14 protein-coding genes and 1 tRNA gene are annotated in these 19,544 nt (G+C 54.5%); 10 read left to right on the top strand and 5 right to left on the bottom strand.

Features of this window, described 5'->3' with window-relative positions; genetic code table 11:
• Positions 1-109: 109 nt before the first annotated feature.
• The 10 genes from GOV38_RS19390 to GOV38_RS19345 all read left to right on the top strand — a co-directional run bounded on the left by GOV38_RS19390 (position 110) and on the right by GOV38_RS19345 (position 13,275).
• Entirely contained in the window at positions 110-1,177 is a 1,068-nt protein-coding gene (locus GOV38_RS19390; RefSeq protein ID WP_371808549.1) for a patatin-like phospholipase family protein, read from the top strand.
• The gene (locus GOV38_RS19385) at positions 1,174-2,628 is read left to right on the top strand and encodes a GntP family permease (RefSeq protein WP_171210166.1); all 1,455 of its coding nucleotides are present in this window, start codon (positions 1,174-1,176) and stop codon (positions 2,626-2,628) included. The genes GOV38_RS19390 and GOV38_RS19385 overlap by 4 nt, the downstream gene beginning before the upstream one ends.
• A gap of 26 nt (positions 2,629-2,654) precedes the next feature.
• Entirely contained in the window at positions 2,655-2,993 is a 339-nt protein-coding gene (locus GOV38_RS19380) for a DUF1622 domain-containing protein (RefSeq protein ID WP_171102631.1), read from the top strand.
• A 187-nt stretch (positions 2,994-3,180) separates the two neighbouring features.
• The gene (locus GOV38_RS19375) at positions 3,181-4,386 is read left to right on the top strand and encodes an MFS transporter (protein ID WP_171210165.1); all 1,206 of its coding nucleotides are present in this window, start codon (positions 3,181-3,183) and stop codon (positions 4,384-4,386) included.
• 668 nt (positions 4,387-5,054) lie between these two features.
• A complete protein-coding gene (locus GOV38_RS19370) occupies positions 5,055-6,533 on the top strand; it encodes a hypothetical protein (protein ID WP_171210164.1) in 1,479 nt (492 codons plus the stop codon).
• A gap of 259 nt (positions 6,534-6,792) precedes the next feature.
• Positions 6,793-7,623, top strand: coding sequence for a phosphatase PAP2 family protein (locus tag GOV38_RS19365; RefSeq protein ID WP_171210163.1), 831 nt, complete (start codon positions 6,793-6,795; stop codon positions 7,621-7,623).
• Positions 7,617-9,557, top strand: coding sequence for a hypothetical protein (locus GOV38_RS19360; RefSeq protein WP_171210162.1), 1,941 nt, complete (start codon positions 7,617-7,619; stop codon positions 9,555-9,557). Before GOV38_RS19365 ends, GOV38_RS19360 begins: the two co-directional genes overlap by 7 nt.
• 193 nt (positions 9,558-9,750) lie before the next feature.
• On the top strand, positions 9,751-10,635 hold the full coding sequence (locus GOV38_RS19355) for an LnmK family bifunctional acyltransferase/decarboxylase (RefSeq protein ID WP_371808548.1): 885 nt from the start codon (positions 9,751-9,753) through the stop codon (positions 10,633-10,635).
• 136 nt (positions 10,636-10,771) lie between these two features.
• The gene (locus tag GOV38_RS19350; RefSeq protein WP_171210160.1) at positions 10,772-12,049 is read left to right on the top strand and encodes a DMT family transporter; all 1,278 of its coding nucleotides are present in this window, start codon (positions 10,772-10,774) and stop codon (positions 12,047-12,049) included.
• 227 nt (positions 12,050-12,276) lie between these two features.
• A complete protein-coding gene (locus tag GOV38_RS19345) occupies positions 12,277-13,275 on the top strand; it encodes an aldo/keto reductase (RefSeq protein WP_171210159.1) in 999 nt (332 codons plus the stop codon).
• 314 nt (positions 13,276-13,589) lie between these two features.
• On the opposite strand, the gene GOV38_RS19340 is transcribed toward GOV38_RS19345, so the two are convergent.
• From GOV38_RS19340 to recJ, 5 genes are all read right to left on the bottom strand, one after another.
• Positions 13,590-15,581 (bottom strand): caspase family protein, encoded by a 1,992-nt coding sequence (locus tag GOV38_RS19340; RefSeq protein ID WP_171210158.1) that lies wholly within the window; start codon positions 15,579-15,581, stop codon positions 13,590-13,592.
• A 1,092-nt stretch (positions 15,582-16,673) separates the two neighbouring features.
• A complete protein-coding gene (locus tag GOV38_RS19335; RefSeq protein ID WP_171210157.1) occupies positions 16,674-16,910 on the bottom strand; it encodes a hypothetical protein in 237 nt (78 codons plus the stop codon).
• An 11-nt stretch (positions 16,911-16,921) separates the two neighbouring features.
• The gene (locus tag GOV38_RS19330) at positions 16,922-17,215 is read right to left on the bottom strand and encodes a helix-turn-helix transcriptional regulator (protein WP_171210171.1); all 294 of its coding nucleotides are present in this window, start codon (positions 17,213-17,215) and stop codon (positions 16,922-16,924) included.
• Between the two features lie 334 nt (positions 17,216-17,549).
• A tRNA-Glu gene (locus GOV38_RS19325) sits at positions 17,550-17,624 on the bottom strand.
• 110 nt (positions 17,625-17,734) lie between these two features.
• The gene (recJ, locus tag GOV38_RS19320; protein ID WP_171210156.1) at positions 17,735-19,477 is read right to left on the bottom strand and encodes a single-stranded-DNA-specific exonuclease RecJ; all 1,743 of its coding nucleotides are present in this window, start codon (positions 19,475-19,477) and stop codon (positions 17,735-17,737) included.
• Positions 19,478-19,544: the final 67 nt, after the last annotated feature.

The following is a 19,544-nucleotide window of genomic DNA, read 5'->3' as shown; positions in this document are numbered from 1 at the left end:
GTCACTGAAATGCGACAAATATGGCATTCCGTTTCTTTTGCTTTAAGGAATTGCTGCAATGCGGCATAATGATGGTGCATGTGCGAAAAAGCCTCATGGAGCTTCGGTAGTGCCTAAGAAAAAAATTGATATCGCTCTTCAGGGTGGTGGATCGCATGGTGCGTTCACTTGGGGTGTTCTGGATCGATTGCTACAGCTTGAAGACATTGAAATAGTCGGCATTTCTGGCACCAGTGCCGGGGCAATGAATGCCGTCGCCCTAGCACAGGGCCTAACACAGGCTGGGCCTGAGGGCGCTCGCAACTTGCTTAGGCACTATTGGACACAGGTGAGTCGGGCCAGCAGGGCGAGTCCATACAAAAGAACTCTGTGGAACAGGTTGCGAGGCGATTGGAGCCTGGAGCATTCTCCCGGTTTCATCATTTCCCAGTTTACACGTCAAATGGCGTCACCGTATCAGTTCAATCCGCTCAACATTAATCCCTTGCGGGACCTTGTGCGGGAATGCTTCGATTTTGAAGCTATCAATTCAGCAGAAGGGCCGCGCATCTTTCTATCCGCAACAAATGTGCGGACCGGGCGCCCCAAAGTCTTTCGCCAACCCGATCTGAGTGCAGATGCGGTCATGGCGTCGGCATGCCTTCCGCATGTCTTCAAAGCTGTGGAAATCGACGGAGAGGCGTACTGGGATGGCGGATACATGGGTAATCCACCGCTCTTCCCTTTGGTAGACGAGACCGAGGCGCGAGACATTGTCATAGTTCAAATTAATCCGTTCGAACGCGCGGAAATTCCCACAACGCCCTACGAGATCGAAAATCGCCTTAACGAAATTACATTCAACGCAAGCTTGATGAAAGAATTACGCTCTCTGGGATTCCTCTGGGAGATTATAGAACACGACAATCTGGATCGCGCGGCTTACCGCGATGGGCGCTTGCACAGGATCCATGCATCTGGGGCTATGTGTGACCTCGGCGTTTCCAGCAAGATGAACGCCGAGATGGCCTTTCTGGACCACCTTTTCGAAATCGGGCGTAGAACTGCAAGCGAGTGGGTGAACTCAGAGTGGCCAGAAGTTGGAAAGACCGCAACGTGGCGGCCAAGAGAGATTTTTGAAGAAAGCCTCCAGCCGGCGCATCTAGCTGAAGGCACCAGTCGGGAGCCTAAGAAATGATGGATATTGCTTCTGTTCTACTCGCGCTCTTGTTGCTCATGTATTTTGCGTTCCGGGGTGTCACGCTGCTGATATTGGCACCACTTCTAGCTTTGCTGGCTGCTGCTTTGACGGGCGCACTACCACTGCTGGCCAGCTTCACGCAGATTTTTATGACGAATACAGGCGATTTTATAATTTCATTTTTTCCGCTGTTCTTTCTTGGTGCGATCTTCGGCAAGTTAATGGATGACAGCGGCTCGGCGCGTTCGATCGCACATTGGGTGATTGCAAAGCTTGGCGCTGACAAAGCCATTCTGGCGGTCGTCTTGTGCTGTGGCGTACTAACCTACGGTGGAGTCTCGCTCTTCGTGGTGGCATTCGCAATCTATCCGATCGCAGCCGCTCTCTTCCGTGACGCGGATATTCCCAAACGGCTTATTCCCGGAGCGCTCGCACTTGGCGCGTTCACTTTCACGATGTCGGCTCTACCTGGTACTCCTGCGATTCAGAACGCCATCCCGATGCCATTCTTCGGAACCACAGCCTTCGCCGCACCGGGTCTCGGGATCATCGCGGCCGCCTTCATGGCTGGCCTAGGAATGGCGTGGCTCAACCGCCGCGCGTCCCGTGCAGAAGTTGCCGGTGAAGGATATGGACAACACGATGAGGTGCTTCCCGAACTGGACAGTGAGATGCGCGCGCGATCCCAAGGCGAAGGCTTCGACTTGAACGAAATTGAACCAACCAATATGCCTCATACGAGTGAACCAAGCTTCGCGCTGGCGATCACCCCGGTAGTGCTTGTGGTCGTGGTTAACTTCCTCTTCATCCAGGTGGCCGTTCCGCGTTTTGACACCAGTTACCTTGCCGAACCGTTGTTTGGACAGACAACCATTGAGGCCGTACGTGGGGTTTGGTCAATCATTGTCGCACTCACCACTTCGATCCTGTTCCTGCTCGCAACAAATTGGACCCGTCTGGCAAGCGTCAAAACAAGCCTCAACAAGGGGGCTGATGCGGCCGTATTGCCGATCTTCAATACAGCCAGTCTCGTGGGTTTTGGTGCCGTTATAGCGGCACTACCGGTTTTTCAGGCGATCACAAATGCCATGCTCGGGTTGAGTGAGGGCAATCCACTTGTTGCCGTGGCGGTTTCTGTTACGACGCTCTCAGCAATCACGGGTTCTGCATCTGGCGGTATGAGTATCGCTCTTGATGCATTAGGTTCAGAATTTGTCGAACTTGCCGCCGCAACCAATACCTCTTTGGAAGCCATGCATCGCGTCACATCTGTCGCTTCGGGCGCCCTCGACGCCTTGCCCCACAACGGTGCGGTAATCACGGTGCTCGGGATTTGTGGACTGACTCATCGAGAAGCCTATGGTGATATATTCGTAGTTGCTGTTCTGGTACCGATGATTGCATTGATCGCGATCATCTTGCTTGGCAATTTCCTCGGTGGGTTTTGAAGCCTCACAAGGTAGTGGTCGCAATCATGACAATGATCGAAAATACAGCAAAGCTAGTCGCTGGTATCGTCGACGCAGGTGTTATCGTCCTTCTAATAGGCGGTCTTGGCTTCCTGCTCGCCCAATGCGTCAAATCATGGATCAATGGTACAGGCCGAGAAGCCATTTTCGTGAAATTGAGGCTCAACCTAGGCCAACTGATTTTGCTTGCGCTTGAGTTTCTGATTGTCTCGGACATATTGCACAGCATCGCCCATCGGTCTCTTGAGGAACTTGGTGTACTTGGCGTGATCGTTCTTATCAGGATTCTGCTTGCATATTTTCTTGATCGGGAAATTAGTCGCCTTTCGTCAAGCGGCAATTAGCCAAACGAAATAGCTAAATGTCTGCTTTGTCCGCACAGCAGACATCGGGCTGAAATCACTGAACGACCGCTTCGAACCCAAAGCAACCGCGAACTCCTTTGTGATGTTTTTTGTTTGGTGGGATCCACACCTCACATAGAAAACTCTTTTGGCTTGCTTTGCCGGTGTTCCCGTTCGATAGGGCGGTATGTTCAAGAACCGAGCTATTGTCTTCATCTTACTAACACTGCTAATCGACGCTATCGGCATCGGTATCGTGTTCCCGATTATGCCGGATTTGATGAACCGGGTCGGAGCGGGTGATACTGGGCAAGGAGCGTTCTGGGGTGGTTTACTGATGGCTGCCTACGCAGGGGCGTTGTTCCTGTGTGGCCCCATTGTCGGAAGCATTTCAGATGCCGTTGGACGCAGGCCAATATTGATCACGGCACTTGTCATGCTGGCACTGGATTATGTGATCATGGCCATGGCGGACAGTTTTTGGCTTCTTCTTCTCGGGCGGACCCTCGCTGGCCTTGCAGGGGCGACCTATATCACTGCGACAGCTTATATCGCCGACATATCTTCTCCTCAGGAAAAGGCGGCGAATTTTGGCCTTATCGGCGCAGCGTTCGGGATCGGCTTTGTACTGGGACCAGCTGTGGGTGGCATTGCTGCAGAAATCAGCATTGCGGCACCGTTTTGGATTGCGGCGGTTCTATCGGCAAGCAACGCCTTGTTTGGTTACTTCGCGCTACCAGAAAGCCTGGCGTCGGACAAACGCCGTGCTTTTGGAAAACGCGACCTCAACCCATTCAAGTCGATTTTAGATGCTTTCCGCCTACCGGGCCTAGCGGTGCCCCTGCTTTGCATTTTTATCTTTGAGTTTGCCAATATGGTCTACCCAACGCTTTGGGCGTTCTGGACGCGCGAAGTATTCGACTGGCCGACACTTTATATCGGACTGTCGCTTGCGGCCTACGGCGTGCTGTTAGCTTTGGTTCAGGGGGGGTTAATGCCCATCTTTATCAGGTGGATCGGAGATTTCCGCACGCTGATGTTGGGCATGATTTCGGCACTGATTGGGATGATCGGTTTTGGCTTCACCGGTTCGGTTGTGGCCCTGATCATCTTCCTTGTTCTTGCGGCGTTGTCTGACCTCGTACCTGCGTTGACTACAGCGATGGCATCAAACCAAGTAAATGAAGATCGGCAGGGTGTCGTGCAGGGCGTTATTGCGTCGCTGTCATCCGTTGCCGCAGTATTATCTCCCTTGGTGATGACTGGATTGTTTCAGAATTCCGTTGATGCGACAGGTTTTTACTTCCCGGGTGCACCGTTCCTTTTCGCGGCCGTACTGGTTCTGCTGATGATGCCGCTGGTGATCCGATTGCGGGGGTATGCCTCCGTTTGAAGGTCAATCATTTCAGAACGATTTTGCTTCAGCGGGTCATGGCAGCTTTTTCCGCATAGCGGTCCCTCAGACAGATCGTAGCGAAAGACCGCACCGAGCCCAAAAGCGACCAGTGCAGCGACATGTACTAATATCTGTTTCCAGTTCCAGAAATTATTACAACGGAATTTAGCTAGTCAGCCTTTGAACTAATTGAGACAACGGAGAAAAGATGCTCTACCGCGAACGATTACTAACTTTCATCGCATTGGTTGTCTTTTTGGGATGAGCTAGCCCGCCATAGATGCCTTAGAGGCGCATGCCGTCGCTGGGTACACCCCGTTAGAAGACTGTAACTGATGGCGAACCCAATTGCGTTAGGCGATGCACCACCACGTCTTCTTTGATATCGACCTCCTGCAGCGACCTGCATTTGGCTCAACCACAAGCGCTCGAAACATCGAGATTTTTGTTTATTTCGAATGAATTGGTGACTACGCTCAGCTCAGGGAGGCTGTGAAGGAGTGAAACTTAAGATTACACTATATGGACCGGTTACTCTGGCCTGGTCCGACGAAGGGCGAATTATTGGTCTGGGTGCGAAGCATCTGGCAATAATCGCCATTCTGGCGGCTTCCCCGAACATGGTCCGAACGCGGGCCTGGATTGTCGACAAATTCTGGAGCCGTGTGGACCAGCGTCTCGGGCGTAGCAGTCTAAGGCAGGCGCTTACAACCATCCGACAAAAGCTTGGCGAACGGTTCGATGATGTCTTTTTCGTTGAAGCGGACAGGATCGGACTGAAACTAGAAAACATTCAACTTGAAGGTGACCCCTCGCAAGGCGATTTCCTCGAAGGACTGGATATTTCCGAGGAAGGCTTTGAAGATTGGTTGCGAGACCAGCGGCTTTCGGAGGCGCCAGTCTTTCCAGGCAAGGAGAAGCACGACGATCCCGTTCCGGTTGTGGAAGTTCGCCCGATCGTAGCTGTTCTTCCATTCGTGCTTTACGGCGAGTCGTCTCAATGGGACGGTTTGGGCGATTTCTTTGCCCAAGAAGTTACACGCATGCTTTCGAAGTCGCAGCTGATGAACCTCATCTCGCACCTTTCGAGTCGCAAGATCGACGCGCGAGTGGTGGACTTGGCGGATATCCGAAGTAAGCTTGATGCCGATTTCGTTGTGGCCGGATCAATCAGAAATCTTGGCGGGCGCCTTATGCTGCATGTCGATTGTCTCGACAGTGATACTGGCGAACAGATCTGGACAGAGCGGTTCCTTGTTCCCGTCGAAGCGGTTTTCGACCAGGATTGCGGTCTTGTTTCGGAAGTCGCTGCCGAGATTGTCCGAGTCTTGCTGGTCAACGCCTCGGATTTCACAGCTACACGACCGCTCCCGGATTTGCCGGCCCACCGCCTTTTAATGTCTGCGATTTCGCTCATGTATCGGATCTCCGAAAAACAGTTTTTTGCTGCAGAGGACAGACTGGCAGAACTGATGGTGCGAGCGCCAAATCACTCGGTGCCCCTCGCTTGGTCAGCCCAATGGCACCTTCTTCGCATTTATCAAGGCTGGAGCGATGATCCCAATCAGGACAGGATCATCGCAAACGATCGATTGAGCCGAGGGCTTGATCTCAATCCCTCCTGTCCGCTGAGCCTTGCCATGGACGGCAATGTGAAAACAGTTCTCGAAGCTGATTTTTCATCCGCCAGAGATCGGTTTGCGTCGGCGATGGCGGTCAATGGCAACAGCGCGTTAACCTGTACTTTCAAAGGCGTTTTGCACACGTTTCAGGGTGAGTCAAAGGATGCCATCGCGATGGCAGAACGCAGTATGCTCCTGTCGCCTTTGGACCCGCGCAAACATTTCTTCGATGCACTTCACGCCAGCGCCTACCTCGTAGGCGGAGAGTATGAGCGGGCGGTTACCCTTGCTGACGCCTCGTTGCAACTCTCCCCCGGACATCTTTCGGCGCACCGATCAAAGGTGGTGGGGTTGAGCCTAGGAGGCCGGTCTCAGGAGGCGCGGAAGGCTGCGTTGGAATTGCTGCGGCTTGCTCCGGACATGACCCTCTCACAATACCGCAAGACGCATCCCGCCAAAGGTACAGGAATTGCCGACTTCTTCGCGGATGCGATGCTTGAAGCAGGAATTCCAGAATACTGAGGAGGATGTAATGCCAATTTCACAAGCGACGCAGGCCACACAGGCGACGCAAGCAACACAGGCAACGCAAGCAACACAGGCCACCCAAGCGACACAAGCGACGCAAGCGACCGGTGGCACAGGTGATGTTGGAAGCCCCTTGGGATTGATGACCGCGCGAGACGGAATTGTTGGACCTTGGGAGGGCTCGCATTCTCCATCGGAACTCACCGCACATTCGCACGACAATTTACGCATGTGGCCCGATTGGTCTCGGCAGATGGCAGCCGTCGCCGATATCGTTGGGCGCATCACCTACCTGGAGGACACGTCTAACGCCGGGATCACCGTTGTCCTTGCCGCTGCGAATGACCAGCACAAGGTCGGGACCTTGTTCCGGCCAACTCTCCAAGATTTCGAAGCCCAGACAGCCATTGTCTATGACTATGCCGATCTCCGGGGCGATCGGATGCAGGAAATCATGGATCAGATCGGTGGGACGACCGCTTACTTTGCGACGCTGCTGCCGATGACGGCCGGCCGAATGGCAAAAACCTTGGAGCTCTTGTCGCTTGTCCAAACCGTCGCCGCACTTGTCGCCCAACGCTGCAAGCACAGCCTCGCCTGCCGCCGGCCCGATGCGTTTTCAGCGCAGATCCAACCCGCCATCGCCATGCCCGGCCACGGCGCCCTGCCAAGCGGACACGCCACCGAGGCATTCGCGATCGCCGAGACGCTCCGCCGTCTCATCCCCACAGGTGTGAAAACGCCATCGCTCGATGACATGTTGTTTCATCAAGCCGCGCGTATTGCGGTGAACCGGACGGTTGCCGGCCTCCATTATCCGGCCGACAGCTTCGCGGGCGCTGCGTTGGGATTTCTTGTGGCGGACATCCTTGCTGGTTTGGCCGGAGTGGGCAACAGAGTCGTCGTGACCGCAAATTTCGACGGGCGCGGCATCGACACCAGTGATTTCTTTGCCTCACGCGTTTGGAACAACAATCAACGCCAATCGTTTGGGAATGTTGTTCGGTTTTCTGCTGGGTCCGTTGCGGCCGACGAGAGTCCGATCGTGAACTGGTTCTGGCAAGAGGCGGAAAACGAATGGTGAGGCACTATGAATGGGAGCCAAGCACTGTCGTAGATCTTCGCATCGATCCGATGGCCTATTGGCTGGTTGGTCACGGCCGGGAGTTTTTTGTCCGTCAGGTGCAGGGGCCGGCTGACGAAAAGTGGGATTTCGGCGTTCTTGGTGCAATCGATATCGCGAATCCGGTCGAGCCACTGGCAGGTGACGAACATCTGCTTTCGGTCCAGAAACCGCAGTCCGATGCATGGTGGCAGGACATGCAGGAATTCACTGACGCTGTGGGCATGCAGGACCCGCGGGTCTTTCCGATGCCGGTGCCGCGCGCCCTTCAAAACGGCGACCAATTGGACAAACTCTCTGATCTGGATGGGCCGCCCGTGTTCACCGATCACGCAAAGGCTGTCGTGGGCATTATCGACCACGCCATCTGCCTTCCGCACTATCGGTTCCGAAATGCACAAGGAGGCACGCGGATTCTCCGGGCGTGGCACCAGTCCGGCGTTTATCAGAGCGACGCCCGCGTTCCGTTTGGACGAGAATATTCCGCAGCCGAGATTGACGCCGCCATCCGGGCAGCAGACGGCAATGAAAACGACGCTTTACGCGAACTCGGACTGGTCGGGTTCGGCAATGGCGGAGAGACGCATCTGGCCCGTGGCGCAAGCCATGGAACCCATGTGCTCGACCTTGCCGCCGGAGCAGAGCCCGGCACAATGGAAGCCCCTCCACCGATAATCGCGGTCAATCTGCCGCCGATCGTGGCGCGAGAGACGACGGGCGCGTTTCTGGGCATGTATTTTGTGTTTGGCGTGGAATTCATCCTCAGGCGGGCGCGCCAACTTGCTCCAGGCCTTCCCGTCATCATCAATTTCAGTTTTGCGCTTTCGGGAGGTCCACGCGGAGGGGTGCATCCGCTCACCAGATGTTTGCGACAACTGATCCGCGCTCATAAAGCGCAGCCCGAGGGCGGGCAGGTGACACTCGTGACGGCCGCGGGCAATCGGAATCTTGCGCAATCCCACGGCTGGCAAAGGCTCAAGGACACAGGCGAAGACGGCGCGCCGGAAAGGTTTTCGTGGAAGCTACAGCCTGGCGACACGACCGCAAACATGTTGGACATCTGGTTCTCGTCCGAAGAAGAACCGGACGCGGGTCTTGAGTTTGAGCCAGAGATTCTCCTCAAGCTTGTTGCGCCCGGCGGGCAACAGATTGACGATGCCAGTTTCGCAGAACCGGGTCTGCGGCACCTGAAGCTGGATGGAAAGGTGATTGGCCAGGCACTGCTGCGCCGGGAAGGGGAGAAGCGATTGAGCCTGTCGCTCATACTCGCTCCAACGGATCCCGGCAGATCAGGTCGCGAACCGGCTCCACCGGGCGAATGGCAGGTCATGGCAAAAGTTGTCACCAGTGGGGAAGACCCGGTGATCATGGAGGCCTGGGTCATGCGCGATGACGTGATCCCGGGCTTTCCGGATACGGGGCGTCAAAGCTACCTGATCGATCGGAGCAAAAGTCTGTGGACCGAAGATGGCTGGCCAACTGAATGGGACGCGCCGGATGCTACCTCGGGATTACGCCATGGTGGAAGCCTCAATGTCTTGTCTCTTGGCGACATGAGCATTTGCGTTGGAGCAGCTATGCAAGAGCGCGGCGTTCGCGATCGGGAAACAGGTCCGTCGCCTTACTCCGGAGGCCCGCTTCCGCGAAAAAGTCCGATGTACGACGGCGAGCAGGTCGATGTCAGCGCCATTGCCGATCGGTCCAAATTGCGTCCGGGCGTTCGTGCCGCAGGAACGCAGGGCGGAGCGCGCGTCGCAATGAACGGTTCCAGCGTCGCTGCGCCTCAAGTTGTTCGTGCCCACCTGGATGCCGTCAGCGGTTCAGTGCCACCATCGACAGAACCCAGAATGGGCAGAACGGTCTTGGAAGCTCCACCAGAACTTCCTGTCCGCTGAGACAACCACGCTATTTTTGGGCCCGGAACGTGCGAGTTTTTCGGGCCAAACATCAGATTTTCCCACCCTTCGTGCATTTTTTTGCGTGCTTTGACACGCCTTTGACTCCGCGTTGACACCCGGCTTTCCAAAACAGTTCCACGGCGTGCCCACAAGAGCGTCGGAAGCACCAAAGTCATGACGCCGCTGCTTCATGACGCCTGGTTCTCTAAATGGAGTTAAAGACATGGAAATGACGATGGAACGGATTGAACAGACAAACATTCGGCCTTTCACGAAGCCAGCTTTTCGGCTCGGGATGCCGCATATGGATTTCAGCGGCGTGTCACGCGAATGGTTGCTGCGGGAGGCTTGCCATCTCCACTGGGAGAGCATCGCGGGCGACTTCGGCGCGCACCCCAAGGAATTCCGCGATAAGTCAGGCGCGCGTGTTTTGCCCTCGGTCGTGGCCTGCACATTGAACGGGGACGCCGAACTGTTCAAGGAAGGCGATCTTTGCCAGTTCTTTCAGGTCGAAAAACCCAAAGCTGAAAATGGATGGCGCAGCCAGGTCGATCTTTTCGGCAACGCTGTGACGCTGAGAGCCGAGATCATTACGTCTTTTGCGCGCAGAAACGGACCGGCAAACCGCGACCTTGTTCGCGCGGACATGGAAGAGGGATTGCAACCCTTCCGTGAGGGCGAGCAGGCCAAGCGGGCAAATACAATTCGGCTTCTCGGAAAATCCGAACGAACCAAGGCGGAGATGGAAACAGCGCCTCCACACCTGACTTTCGCGATCGATCGCTATCAGCATCTGAACGGTGTCGGCCTCGTGTACTTTGCCGAGATCCACAAGATGATCACAATGGCGGAGCGCAACGCCGCACCTGATCTTGTTGTGTCCTGGCCTATGCGCAATCGACGGGTCCATTACTTCTGCAATCTCGATGTTGGAGATCGTCTGGAGCTGACAACCGAAACCAGCTTGCAGGCCCTTTCGCCAACCGCGTCGGTGGTTGTGCGCACATTCGCCAAGCGCAGCTCTGACGGCGCGGTCGTGGCATGCGCTGAAGCGATCTACGGCGCCGCAATCTAGTCCGATCCACCCGCTCGATTTTGGAAACGAGGCGTCAAAAGCCTAATGGGGGCTTCTGATTCACGCCTCTACCGGAGAGCCCACGAGGTCAGCGTAGGCCTCCAGGCCCCGCCTTTTTGCATAAGTTGGAAAAACAATGATCAATCATCCTTCGCATTCACATAGCTCGCTGATTGGCTGGCTCTTGCAATACCGTTTCCGCTGGTGCTTGCTTGTCATCGCCCCGGTTTTCTGGGGCGGAAACTTTGTTTTCGGCCGATACGTGAGCCCCGACGTACCGGCGGATGTGCTGAATCTGTTGCGGTGGGGCGTTGCGGCGCTGGTGCTCTTGCCAATAGGGGCAGGCCGGCTTGTTCTCGAGCGACGCCAAGTGTTCGGCGACCTCTACAAACTTGCAGTCCTCTCGCTGTTAGGCGTCGTCGGCTTCAACACAACCCTATATTTGGCCCTGCAAGAATTCACCGCCTCTCAGGTGGCAATCGGGTTCTCGCTGACGCCCGTTCTAATCATAGTCATCGCAGCAGCAATAGACCGGAGAGTGCCAAGACCGAGGATACTTATCGCAACAGGTATCTCTTTCCTCGGTGTCTACTTGGCTTTCCAGCAATCGCTCGTCGGACTGTCGGTGCCTGAAAGTCTCGCTTTGGCCCAGCGCATGTCTCCACCGGTTATTATCTGGAGCCTCTATTGCATCGCTCTCAAGCGGTTTGCGCTAAATGTATCGCCGCTAACAGGATTTCTGGTCCAAATCCTGATTGGAATGATCGTGCTGTCGGTGTTTGTCGGCTTCAGGTCGAAGCCAATGGACGTGGTTCCGGAACTCTCGTTTGAATTAATACTCGCAGTCCTCTACCTGGGCATTTTTGCCGCTGCTGTCGCATTCCTCTGTTGGCAACTCGCCTTGAGGCACGCATCCGCCGGTGAAGCGGGGGTCGCCATGAATCTCGCGCCTTTGACGAGTTTGCTCCTGGCTTGGGTCTTTCTTGGCGAGGCGTTGAGTGGACGCGAAGCGCTTGGAACGGCGTTAATTTTCACCGGCCTTGTCGTTGCCGGCATGTTTGAGGCTCTGCGCCTAAAACCAACGCTTGCGAGCGCCGAAGTCAATTTGAACATCGACGAAAGAGTGGCATTGCTTGAAGCGCAGACACAGGAGCACGCCGCTCAGATCGACGGCCTTGTACGGGTCAACTCCGAACTTGTGGCTTCCCAGCAGAGCATCGACAAGCAAAACGCCCTTACTGAGAGGCTTCGTCATTTCGCGGATCGTCATCACGATCGGGCGCGAGCATCTCAGGACCCTAATCAAAAGTCGTATTTGGAAGCCAAAGGTGAACTCCTTTCGACAATCTCGGGAGAAGCTACCAACCTCGGGCAACAAATGCGTGCCGATGATCTCCATCAAGCCAAAAAATGACGTTGAAGCAGAGTGACGCCATGTGATGTCTATTTTCACCAGGACCGGACGTTCAGCAAAATCGGGTCTATGTCCGAGTTGCGGACTAGGCAGCCGGAAGCCTACGTAGCATATTAACAAACTTCGGTGTTAGTTTATTAACTAAAAACTAGAGTACCAGCGCGTTGCTATTCTGATCGCCGGTTGGTTCATGGTCAGCTACCGTTGTGGCTTGTCGAAGGAAGAAAATGAAAACACGTAAACTAGGCGCAATCGGACCAGAAATCGGTGCCATTGGTTATGGCGCAATGTCGTTCTCAGACATGTATGGACCAACAAATGAGAAAGCTAGCCACGCGATCCTAAACGCTTGTCGTGACCTCGGCGTCACACATCTGGATACGGCCAACGTCTACGGTATGGGTAAATCAGAAAATGCTATCGGGTCCTATCTGAAGGCCAATCCAAGCGCCCGTGAAGAGTTTGTAATTGCGACCAAAGCAACGATTACACGCGACGCCGACGGCAATCGCGTATTCGACAACTCGGCGGAGCATCTGGAGGCCGAGCTGGACAAATCGCTGCAGCGTCTTGGGCTGGACTGCGTGGATCTGTTCTATGCGCACCGCCGCGATCCTCGCCTTACGCCAGAAGAGACTGCGGCCAATCTTGGCCGACTGGTCGAGAAGGGAAAAACCAAAGCAATCGGCCTTTCCGAAGTCGCGCCTACGACGCTGCGCAGCGCGATGCAAACCTTTCCAATCACCGCCATCCAATCCGAATATTCATTGTCGACCCGGTTTCCCGATCTTGGACTGGTACAGACCTGCGCCGAACTGGGTGTTGCTATGGTTGCGTTTTCGCCTGTCGGGCGGTCGCTGCTGACAGATAACCCGATCCCGCGTGAGCGCATCACAAGCCTGCCATTCTTAGCAGGCAACCCGCGCTTTATGGAACCCAACCTGTCTGAAAATCTCCGCATCACAGATGGGTTCAGAAAACTTGCGGCAGAAATGGGCACGTCAGCTGCAAGTTTGGCGAATGCTTGGCTCCTGAGCCGTGGACCTCACGTCATACCGATCCCAGGAACGCGGTCTGTAGATCACTTCCAAGAGTGCATCGCAGGTGCAGAGTTGGACCTCACGAGCGCCGACCTCGAACGAATAGAAGAAGTTTTGCCCGTTGGCTGGACGCACGGGGACCGATATTCGGTAGAGCAGTGGATTGGACCAGAGAGATACTGTTGAACGGGTAGTCTGATCAGTCTTATTTATCGACGATACGATGATACGTACTCAAAAAATGCAGCGAGCCGGCATTCGAGGCAATAAATTCGAAACACCGGCTAAACGTCTGCGTCGTCCGCAACCCGGTCATAGCCGTGTTTTCTAACTGTGTCTGCTCTAGATCAAAGCAGCCGTTGACGCTCCGACCTGTTAATAGGTCCAGAGCCTGGTGTATTGCACTGCGATTCAACGTAGAGCCTATCCTTATAGATTTCTGTATTTCAAAAGCTTGCGATTAAGATATTTTTCATCAGGTCGTTCCTAAAGAGTTATTGCTACTCGATTTCTAGAATTATGGTTGGAGGTAAGCTTGATGTTGTAGCCCAGCCTATCCTTTCTACTCTGGTTTTTTTTCCTCCCGCCTTTTCCAATGGAACCAAACGACCATAGCTTTCGTCCAAAGGTGATGATTCCCGTAGTTTTTGGGGATGGCCTGGCGCCCAATTTTCGAACTCCAATTTTCGACCTGACCGCCAAAACCATCTTCCCTGCAATTGCCGCAAACCTATCGCAGGTCCTTGGTTATTACGGATCGAAGTGGCTCCCCATAATTTTTGGTCAAATCTAACCAACTCTCGAATGAAATCTTCTTCTTCTTGACTATCAATTTCTACGAGAACCCCGTTGGTCTTTTCTTCCAAGACTCGCAGTTCAGAAGGTCCTATTGTTGTTCCAAGACTAGTAGCCACGTAAAGTCTGTTTTCGAAATACCCATAAATTATCTCCTGGCCAAGAAACACAGAAAGAACTTGGTCCAAACGGGGGTCTTCCTCTAACAATGCAACAGCTTGGGGATCCAAAATGCGTGCCAAAGGTCCGGACGTTGGGTAGATCGAGGCATCGTATTCAAGGCGCCCACTTGATCCCCACCCACCGGTTTGATTAAGCGCAAAGAGGGTTGCTCGGGTAGGTAGCCCTGTTGTTGGAAGCGATCTGTTTTCTTGAAATTTTTCGATCCCTTTCCTCGTTTTCGGTCCGAATTTTCCGTCAATCCCAACAAAACCTATCCTTCCGTACGCCAACGCATTTTGTATTTGCGTAATTTGCCTTTCATCCAATTTGATCATCGCCATCGCTGTTTGACGCATTTCACTTGTAATGGACGTTCCGACGTTTGAGCTACGATAGCGCCCCCAAACTCGATCTCGCAGGGCGTTTAAAAAACTTAAATTCTCCTGCAATCGCGCGCTCTTAGCCATTTTTCCAACAGGGTAATGCTCAAAGAAAAGTGCCCATGCACGCGGAGAGTCCAAACTTTCGGCTGCTGAAAAAAGCGCCAGTTCATCCGATTTCGGTGATTCGGGGACGGCCATCTGTTTTTCGTTGTGATGAAGTAACGCAGTTCTTCGAGACAAACCAAGTTCGTAAAGCGGATGAGCAGTTTCGTTTGCGAAATGTTCCAGAAAAGTGTTCCAGCCTTGGAGAGATCCCTCACCATCTGCCTTTGCGAATGCCTGTGCTAGGGAATCGAAGATTTGTTTTGAGGCGACTGCAGGAACAAGAAAAATATCTTCGCTGGGCAATGAACCATAAGTAAAAGGTTCTTGGTAGCCGGATGTTGTTTCAAAAACTGTATCCCGAACCTTTCGAAATAGTTTCCCAAGCTCGAGTCCTGGTTCTTCAATGTGTTGAAGTAGGGCCTCAGCGTACGGGCTATTTCTACCACTTCCATCTAAAGCAAGTGTCCCGCCTTTCGCGGCGTAGCTAACAACTACTCCACTTGGATCAATGCGACTTAGTCCGCGGCCGATTGAGCGAGTTTTGTTTGTTCTATTCATTGTATTCAAAAATGGATTGTTTCGACACGCGTCTACTAGAACGATTTTCAGCCCTTCGGAAGAAGACAGCGAGGCGACGACAGTATCCAAGCGAATAGCTTCGAAACTAACATCGACGTCGCTTTGGAGTTCTGCATTGACTGGAATTAGATAATTGACGTTGTCTATCTCCAATCCGTGGCCGGCAAAATAGAGTAATACTACCTCAGCTTTTTCTGCCCTTTTTGCAAAATCTCGAAGAGCAACTCTCATCCCGCGGAAGTCTAGATCTAGGTTGTATTCTACGTCGAAACCGATCCTAGAAAGCGCAGAAGCGAGGTCTTGTGCATCGTTCAATGCATTGGGTAGGTCGGTGACGTGATTATAGCGTCCATTACCGATTACTAGCGCGACGCGATCAGTCTCTGATCTTCCGGAAGCCGCAGTCGTAATCCAATACGTAATTGCTGCAACAAGCAATACAACATGGCGATATCTGATCAAGCTCATTTCGAATCACCACCCACAAATAAAAATACTTTTCGTGGGCTAAGATAGCACACCTAACTTGAAATTTTCGGATAGGTTAGTCGTCAGATACGTTATGGTTGGCCCGTTTTGACTGGTCCGAATTGATTGTTAGTGCATGATTGGCCTCTGGTCCATCGGGACAATGGTCTCTGGTGCCGGTGTGATGGCAGTTGTGCTCCGGGCAAGGCTGCTCCTCCTCGGCGCCCTCTTGCTCCTTGGAACACAATTTGTCGTTACCTGTGGATACCTTCCGACTGAGCCGGTCTGGCTGATTCCGGCCGCCGGAGCTTTTATTCTCGTTGATTTGCTTCAGGGGGCGTCGGTTAACGGGCAAAATCAAAACACCGGAAGGGATGGCCAACCCTCCTTTGCAGACGATACAGCGGAGAAAATAGGCCAGAGTGCTCGAAAGGCTGTTAGGGTTTGGTGAGGTTCAAGTGGTCTTGTGTTGGTGCCGTTGCCGGGCCTGGTAGTCGCAATCGGTCATCTAAGCTGCACCCACTCAATTGTTGCAAATTCATATGCAGTTGGTCGTTACTTCGATACTGTTGCCGGATTGCACTTCAATCGGGGGCAAATAGTGCCCTTTCAACCGCTTTTGCTTTAGATTTCAGCGCAAGGTGCTACTGCCAGTATCAAGTACTGTTTAAGAGTTCTTTGTTTCGAGTAACTCAATTCGGAGTTCGACGTTGTGAGAGTGAAGACGTGGGTTTGTTTGACAGTGGCCTACGTCTGAAAGTCGAAATCTCCGCCGATAACCCCATGCCGATCCGTTCCCCACTTTCGGCGTGGGGTTACTTTTTTGTACTTTACCCATTGGGAACCAAAGCAAGAACGTGGCGTGTGCGAAAGTGGCCACGCAGAAACCCATTTTACCTCAGGTGCAAGCTAAAAGCGCTGCATGGGTATCGCAGTTCAGCTCGCCTCCCCGACTGGTTGGGTGTGGTGTTCGAGTGGTTTGACGTTGCGAATGATGCATCGTTCCGGCCTAATCGGCGCGCGCAAATTGAATTTCCAAGCATGGATTACACTCTGGATACTCCCGACACAGCCCCTTTTTGTTGTCGTTGTCTAGTCCCAGATGACGGCGTTTTCGTATTCCCGAAGAGCCAAGACGCCATCCTCTGTAATTCGGTATGTTGTCTCTTCACCTGAACTGGGCGCATCGCGCGTGGCAAGACCTTCGGCGACCAGTCTATCAAGACAAGCAATCGCACTAATCTCAACCGTGTCTGGCTTGAGCGGGAACGAGTGCTTTTCAACCACATCTAGCATTTTGAGTGCTAGTATTTCATCAAACGGTCGCAATCGTTGCCTCCCTATTGCGTCCTTTCTTCGTTTCGCAAAATGTCTTGGATCGCAACAATGAGTCTGCGGACTCGATAGTCGGAAATACTGTAATAGATTTCCTTGCCGTCCCGTCGTGTAGAAACCAGGCCCTCAAGACGAAGCCGTATGAGTAGTTGGGAGCAGCCCGCCTGATGCATCGATAAGTCTCTGCAGAGGTCAGAAACGTTTTTCTCACCTTCCATTAGTCTTAAGAGTATCTGCAGCCGCCCTAGGTGCGCCATAGCCTTTACAAAGCTAGCGACCTCTTGGGCATGTTCTTTCATCTGCTCTTGCAAGGCGCATCTCCTATTGGCTGTTTGCTGGCTCCAGCCAAACCTTTGACACTTCCCCACCTACCAGCGTTCATTCCGCCGCTGATGTCTTAGGTTGTTTACTCTGCCCAATGCTACAACTTTCACACCGGAGCGCATGTCCTGCCGCGAACCGTTCCAATTGTAAGCATTTTGCAAGCGGGATGCGGGAATCAGGGAATCGGGCTGATGGTTGATTCTGCCGCCTACGGTCGGTCATCAGAAATCAATTGTATGGCAAAATGTTGGGTATCTCCGCCCTGATTTTGGGAAAGTTCTTATTTTTAAGGGGTTTGGAGAGTACAAGTGGTAGCCCGTAGGGGAATCGAACCCCTCTTTCCAGGTTGAAAACCTGGCGTCCTAACCGATAGACGAACGGGCCACGCGGCCTTGTGGAGGGCCTTTTACGGATTAGCCGCCCCCCCCGCAAGCCGAAAAGTGCCAGATGGAACAACTTTTTTGGGCCTTTCCAGGCGTCGTTGCACAGTGGGTTTATTGCGCTGGTGCCGCGTCTTCCAACCGCAGCTGAACGTTCTGGCGTCCACCCCAGCTGTTGATCTCAAGCCTGCCGGCGAAATGGAAGCGTGCACCGCCGTGATTGCTCAGCTTTTCGCCCAAAGGCCCGTCAAAAGCACCAAAGGCGATCGCGTCGAGGCCTGCACCCAGCCCATCGGATAAGGACAGTTTCAGATGTGTCTCACCCACCCGTTTGGCAAACCGCACCTGCAGGTCGGGCAGGGCATAGCGCGGGGCAGGGGCTCCGGCACCAAAGGGGCCTGCCTGTTCGATCTGCTCGATCAGATCAACCGTTGCGGCCCCGGGCATCAGAGCACCATCCAGTTTCAGATCTGCGGGGCCGCCCTGGCCCGCGCCTTGTTTTGCCAAAAGCTCGGACAGACGCGCCATGGCTGGTTCCAACTGATCGCGCATCACGGTCAGGCCCGCGGCCATCTTGTGGCCGCCGCCTTTGACCAGCAGGCCCTCTGCGGCAAGCTTTTGGATCGACGCGCCCAGATCGACACCAGACACCGACCGGCCCGAGCCCTTGCCTTCGTCGCCGTCAAATCCGATGACAATGGCCGGGCGATTGGCTGTCTCTTTCAGACGAGACGCCACGATCCCGACGACGCCGGGATGCCATCCCTCCCCGGCGGCCCAGACCAGCGGTGCCTCCAGCCCGTGCGCCTCGGCTTGTTCCAGTGCTGCGGCGCGGACCGCGTTCTCGATTTCGCGACGTTCGGTATTCAGCGCATCCAGCCGTTCGGACAAGGCCTGCGCCTCGTGCAACGAATCCGTGCTGAGCAACCGCGCGCCCAGATCGGCCTGTCCGATGCGGCCACCGGCGTTGACGCGCGGGCCCAACAGGAACCCCAGATGGTAAGAACTTGGCGCGGTGTCCATGCGCGCAACGTCCGACAGGGCAACCAGACCCGGCCTTTGCCGCTGGGCCATCACTTTCAAGCCCTGCCGTACAAGCGCCCGGTTGGCTTCGATCAACGGGGCCACATCGGCCACCGTGGCCAGCGCCACCAGATCCAGCAGGGTCATCAGATCCGGCCCTTTGGCGCCTTCGGCCCGCAATTGCCGCCCGGCCTCGACCAGCATCAAAAACACGACCCCGGCAGCGCAGAGATAGCCCAGATCGCCGCTTTCATCCTGCCGGTTGGGGTTCACCACCGCAACGCAATCGGGCAGAGTCTCGCCTCCCAAATGGTGGTCGAGCACAATGACATCCGCACCTTTGGCGGCTGCAATCGGTTCATGGCTAAGCGTCCCGCAGTCAACGCAGATGATCAGATCATGCGCGCGGGCCAGCTCCTGCATCGCGGGAACATTGGGGCCATAGCCCTCATCAATGCGGTCAGGCACATAGAGTGTCGCCTGCACCCCCATCTGCCGCAACCACACCAGCAGCAACGCGGCCGAGCTGCCGCCATCCACGTCGTAATCCGCAAAAACCGCGATCCGCTGGCGCTGCTTTACAGCGGCAAGGAACCGCGCGGCCGCTGCCTCCATATCTTTCATCTCACGTGGGTCTGGCAGCAGCTCTTTGAGCTTGGGGTCCAGAAATCCACGCGCCTCGGCCACCGGGACGCCACGACGCGCCAGCACCTGACAGACGGCGCGGGGCAGGTCGGTCTGCTGCGCCATCATCTCAGCTGTGCGCTCGACCTCGGCCCCCGGGCCGATCCAGCTGCGGCCTGTCAAGGATTGCTCAACCCCAAGAAAACTCATCGCGTCCCCTCATGCGGCACAGCCGGACCTTTTCAGGCCCGGCCGCTTCATCTTTTCAAAAATACGC

The organism is Ruegeria sp. HKCCA5839, from assembly GCF_013035585.1.
Taxonomy (GTDB): domain Bacteria; phylum Pseudomonadota; class Alphaproteobacteria; order Rhodobacterales; family Rhodobacteraceae; genus Ruegeria.
Note: the sequence above shows the minus strand (reverse complement) of the source record. Positions and strands in the feature narration are given on the sequence as shown.

Excerpts from the sequence above, each read along its gene's own strand:
- GOV38_RS19340 (WP_171210158.1), bottom strand. The coding sequence starts at position 15,581 with ATGAGCTTGATCAGATATCGCCATGTTGTATTGCTTGTTGCAGCAATT.
- GOV38_RS19365 (WP_171210163.1), top strand. The coding sequence starts at position 6,793 with ATGGCAGCCGTCGCCGATATCGTTGGGCGCATCACCTACCTGGAGGAC.
- recJ (WP_171210156.1), bottom strand. The coding sequence starts at position 19,477 with ATGAGTTTTCTTGGGGTTGAGCAATCCTTGACAGGCCGCAGCTGGATC.
- GOV38_RS19350 (WP_171210160.1), top strand. The coding sequence starts at position 10,772 with ATGATCAATCATCCTTCGCATTCACATAGCTCGCTGATTGGCTGGCTC.
- GOV38_RS19385 (WP_171210166.1), top strand. The coding sequence starts at position 1,174 with ATGATGGATATTGCTTCTGTTCTACTCGCGCTCTTGTTGCTCATGTAT.
- GOV38_RS19355 (WP_371808548.1), top strand. The coding sequence starts at position 9,751 with ATGACGCCTGGTTCTCTAAATGGAGTTAAAGACATGGAAATGACGATG.
- GOV38_RS19360 (WP_171210162.1), top strand. The coding sequence starts at position 7,617 with ATGGTGAGGCACTATGAATGGGAGCCAAGCACTGTCGTAGATCTTCGC.
- GOV38_RS19345 (WP_171210159.1), top strand. The coding sequence starts at position 12,277 with ATGAAAACACGTAAACTAGGCGCAATCGGACCAGAAATCGGTGCCATT.
- GOV38_RS19375 (WP_171210165.1), top strand. The coding sequence starts at position 3,181 with ATGTTCAAGAACCGAGCTATTGTCTTCATCTTACTAACACTGCTAATC.
- GOV38_RS19380 (WP_171102631.1), top strand. The coding sequence starts at position 2,655 with ATGACAATGATCGAAAATACAGCAAAGCTAGTCGCTGGTATCGTCGAC.
- GOV38_RS19330 (WP_171210171.1), bottom strand. The coding sequence starts at position 17,215 with ATGAAAGAACATGCCCAAGAGGTCGCTAGCTTTGTAAAGGCTATGGCG.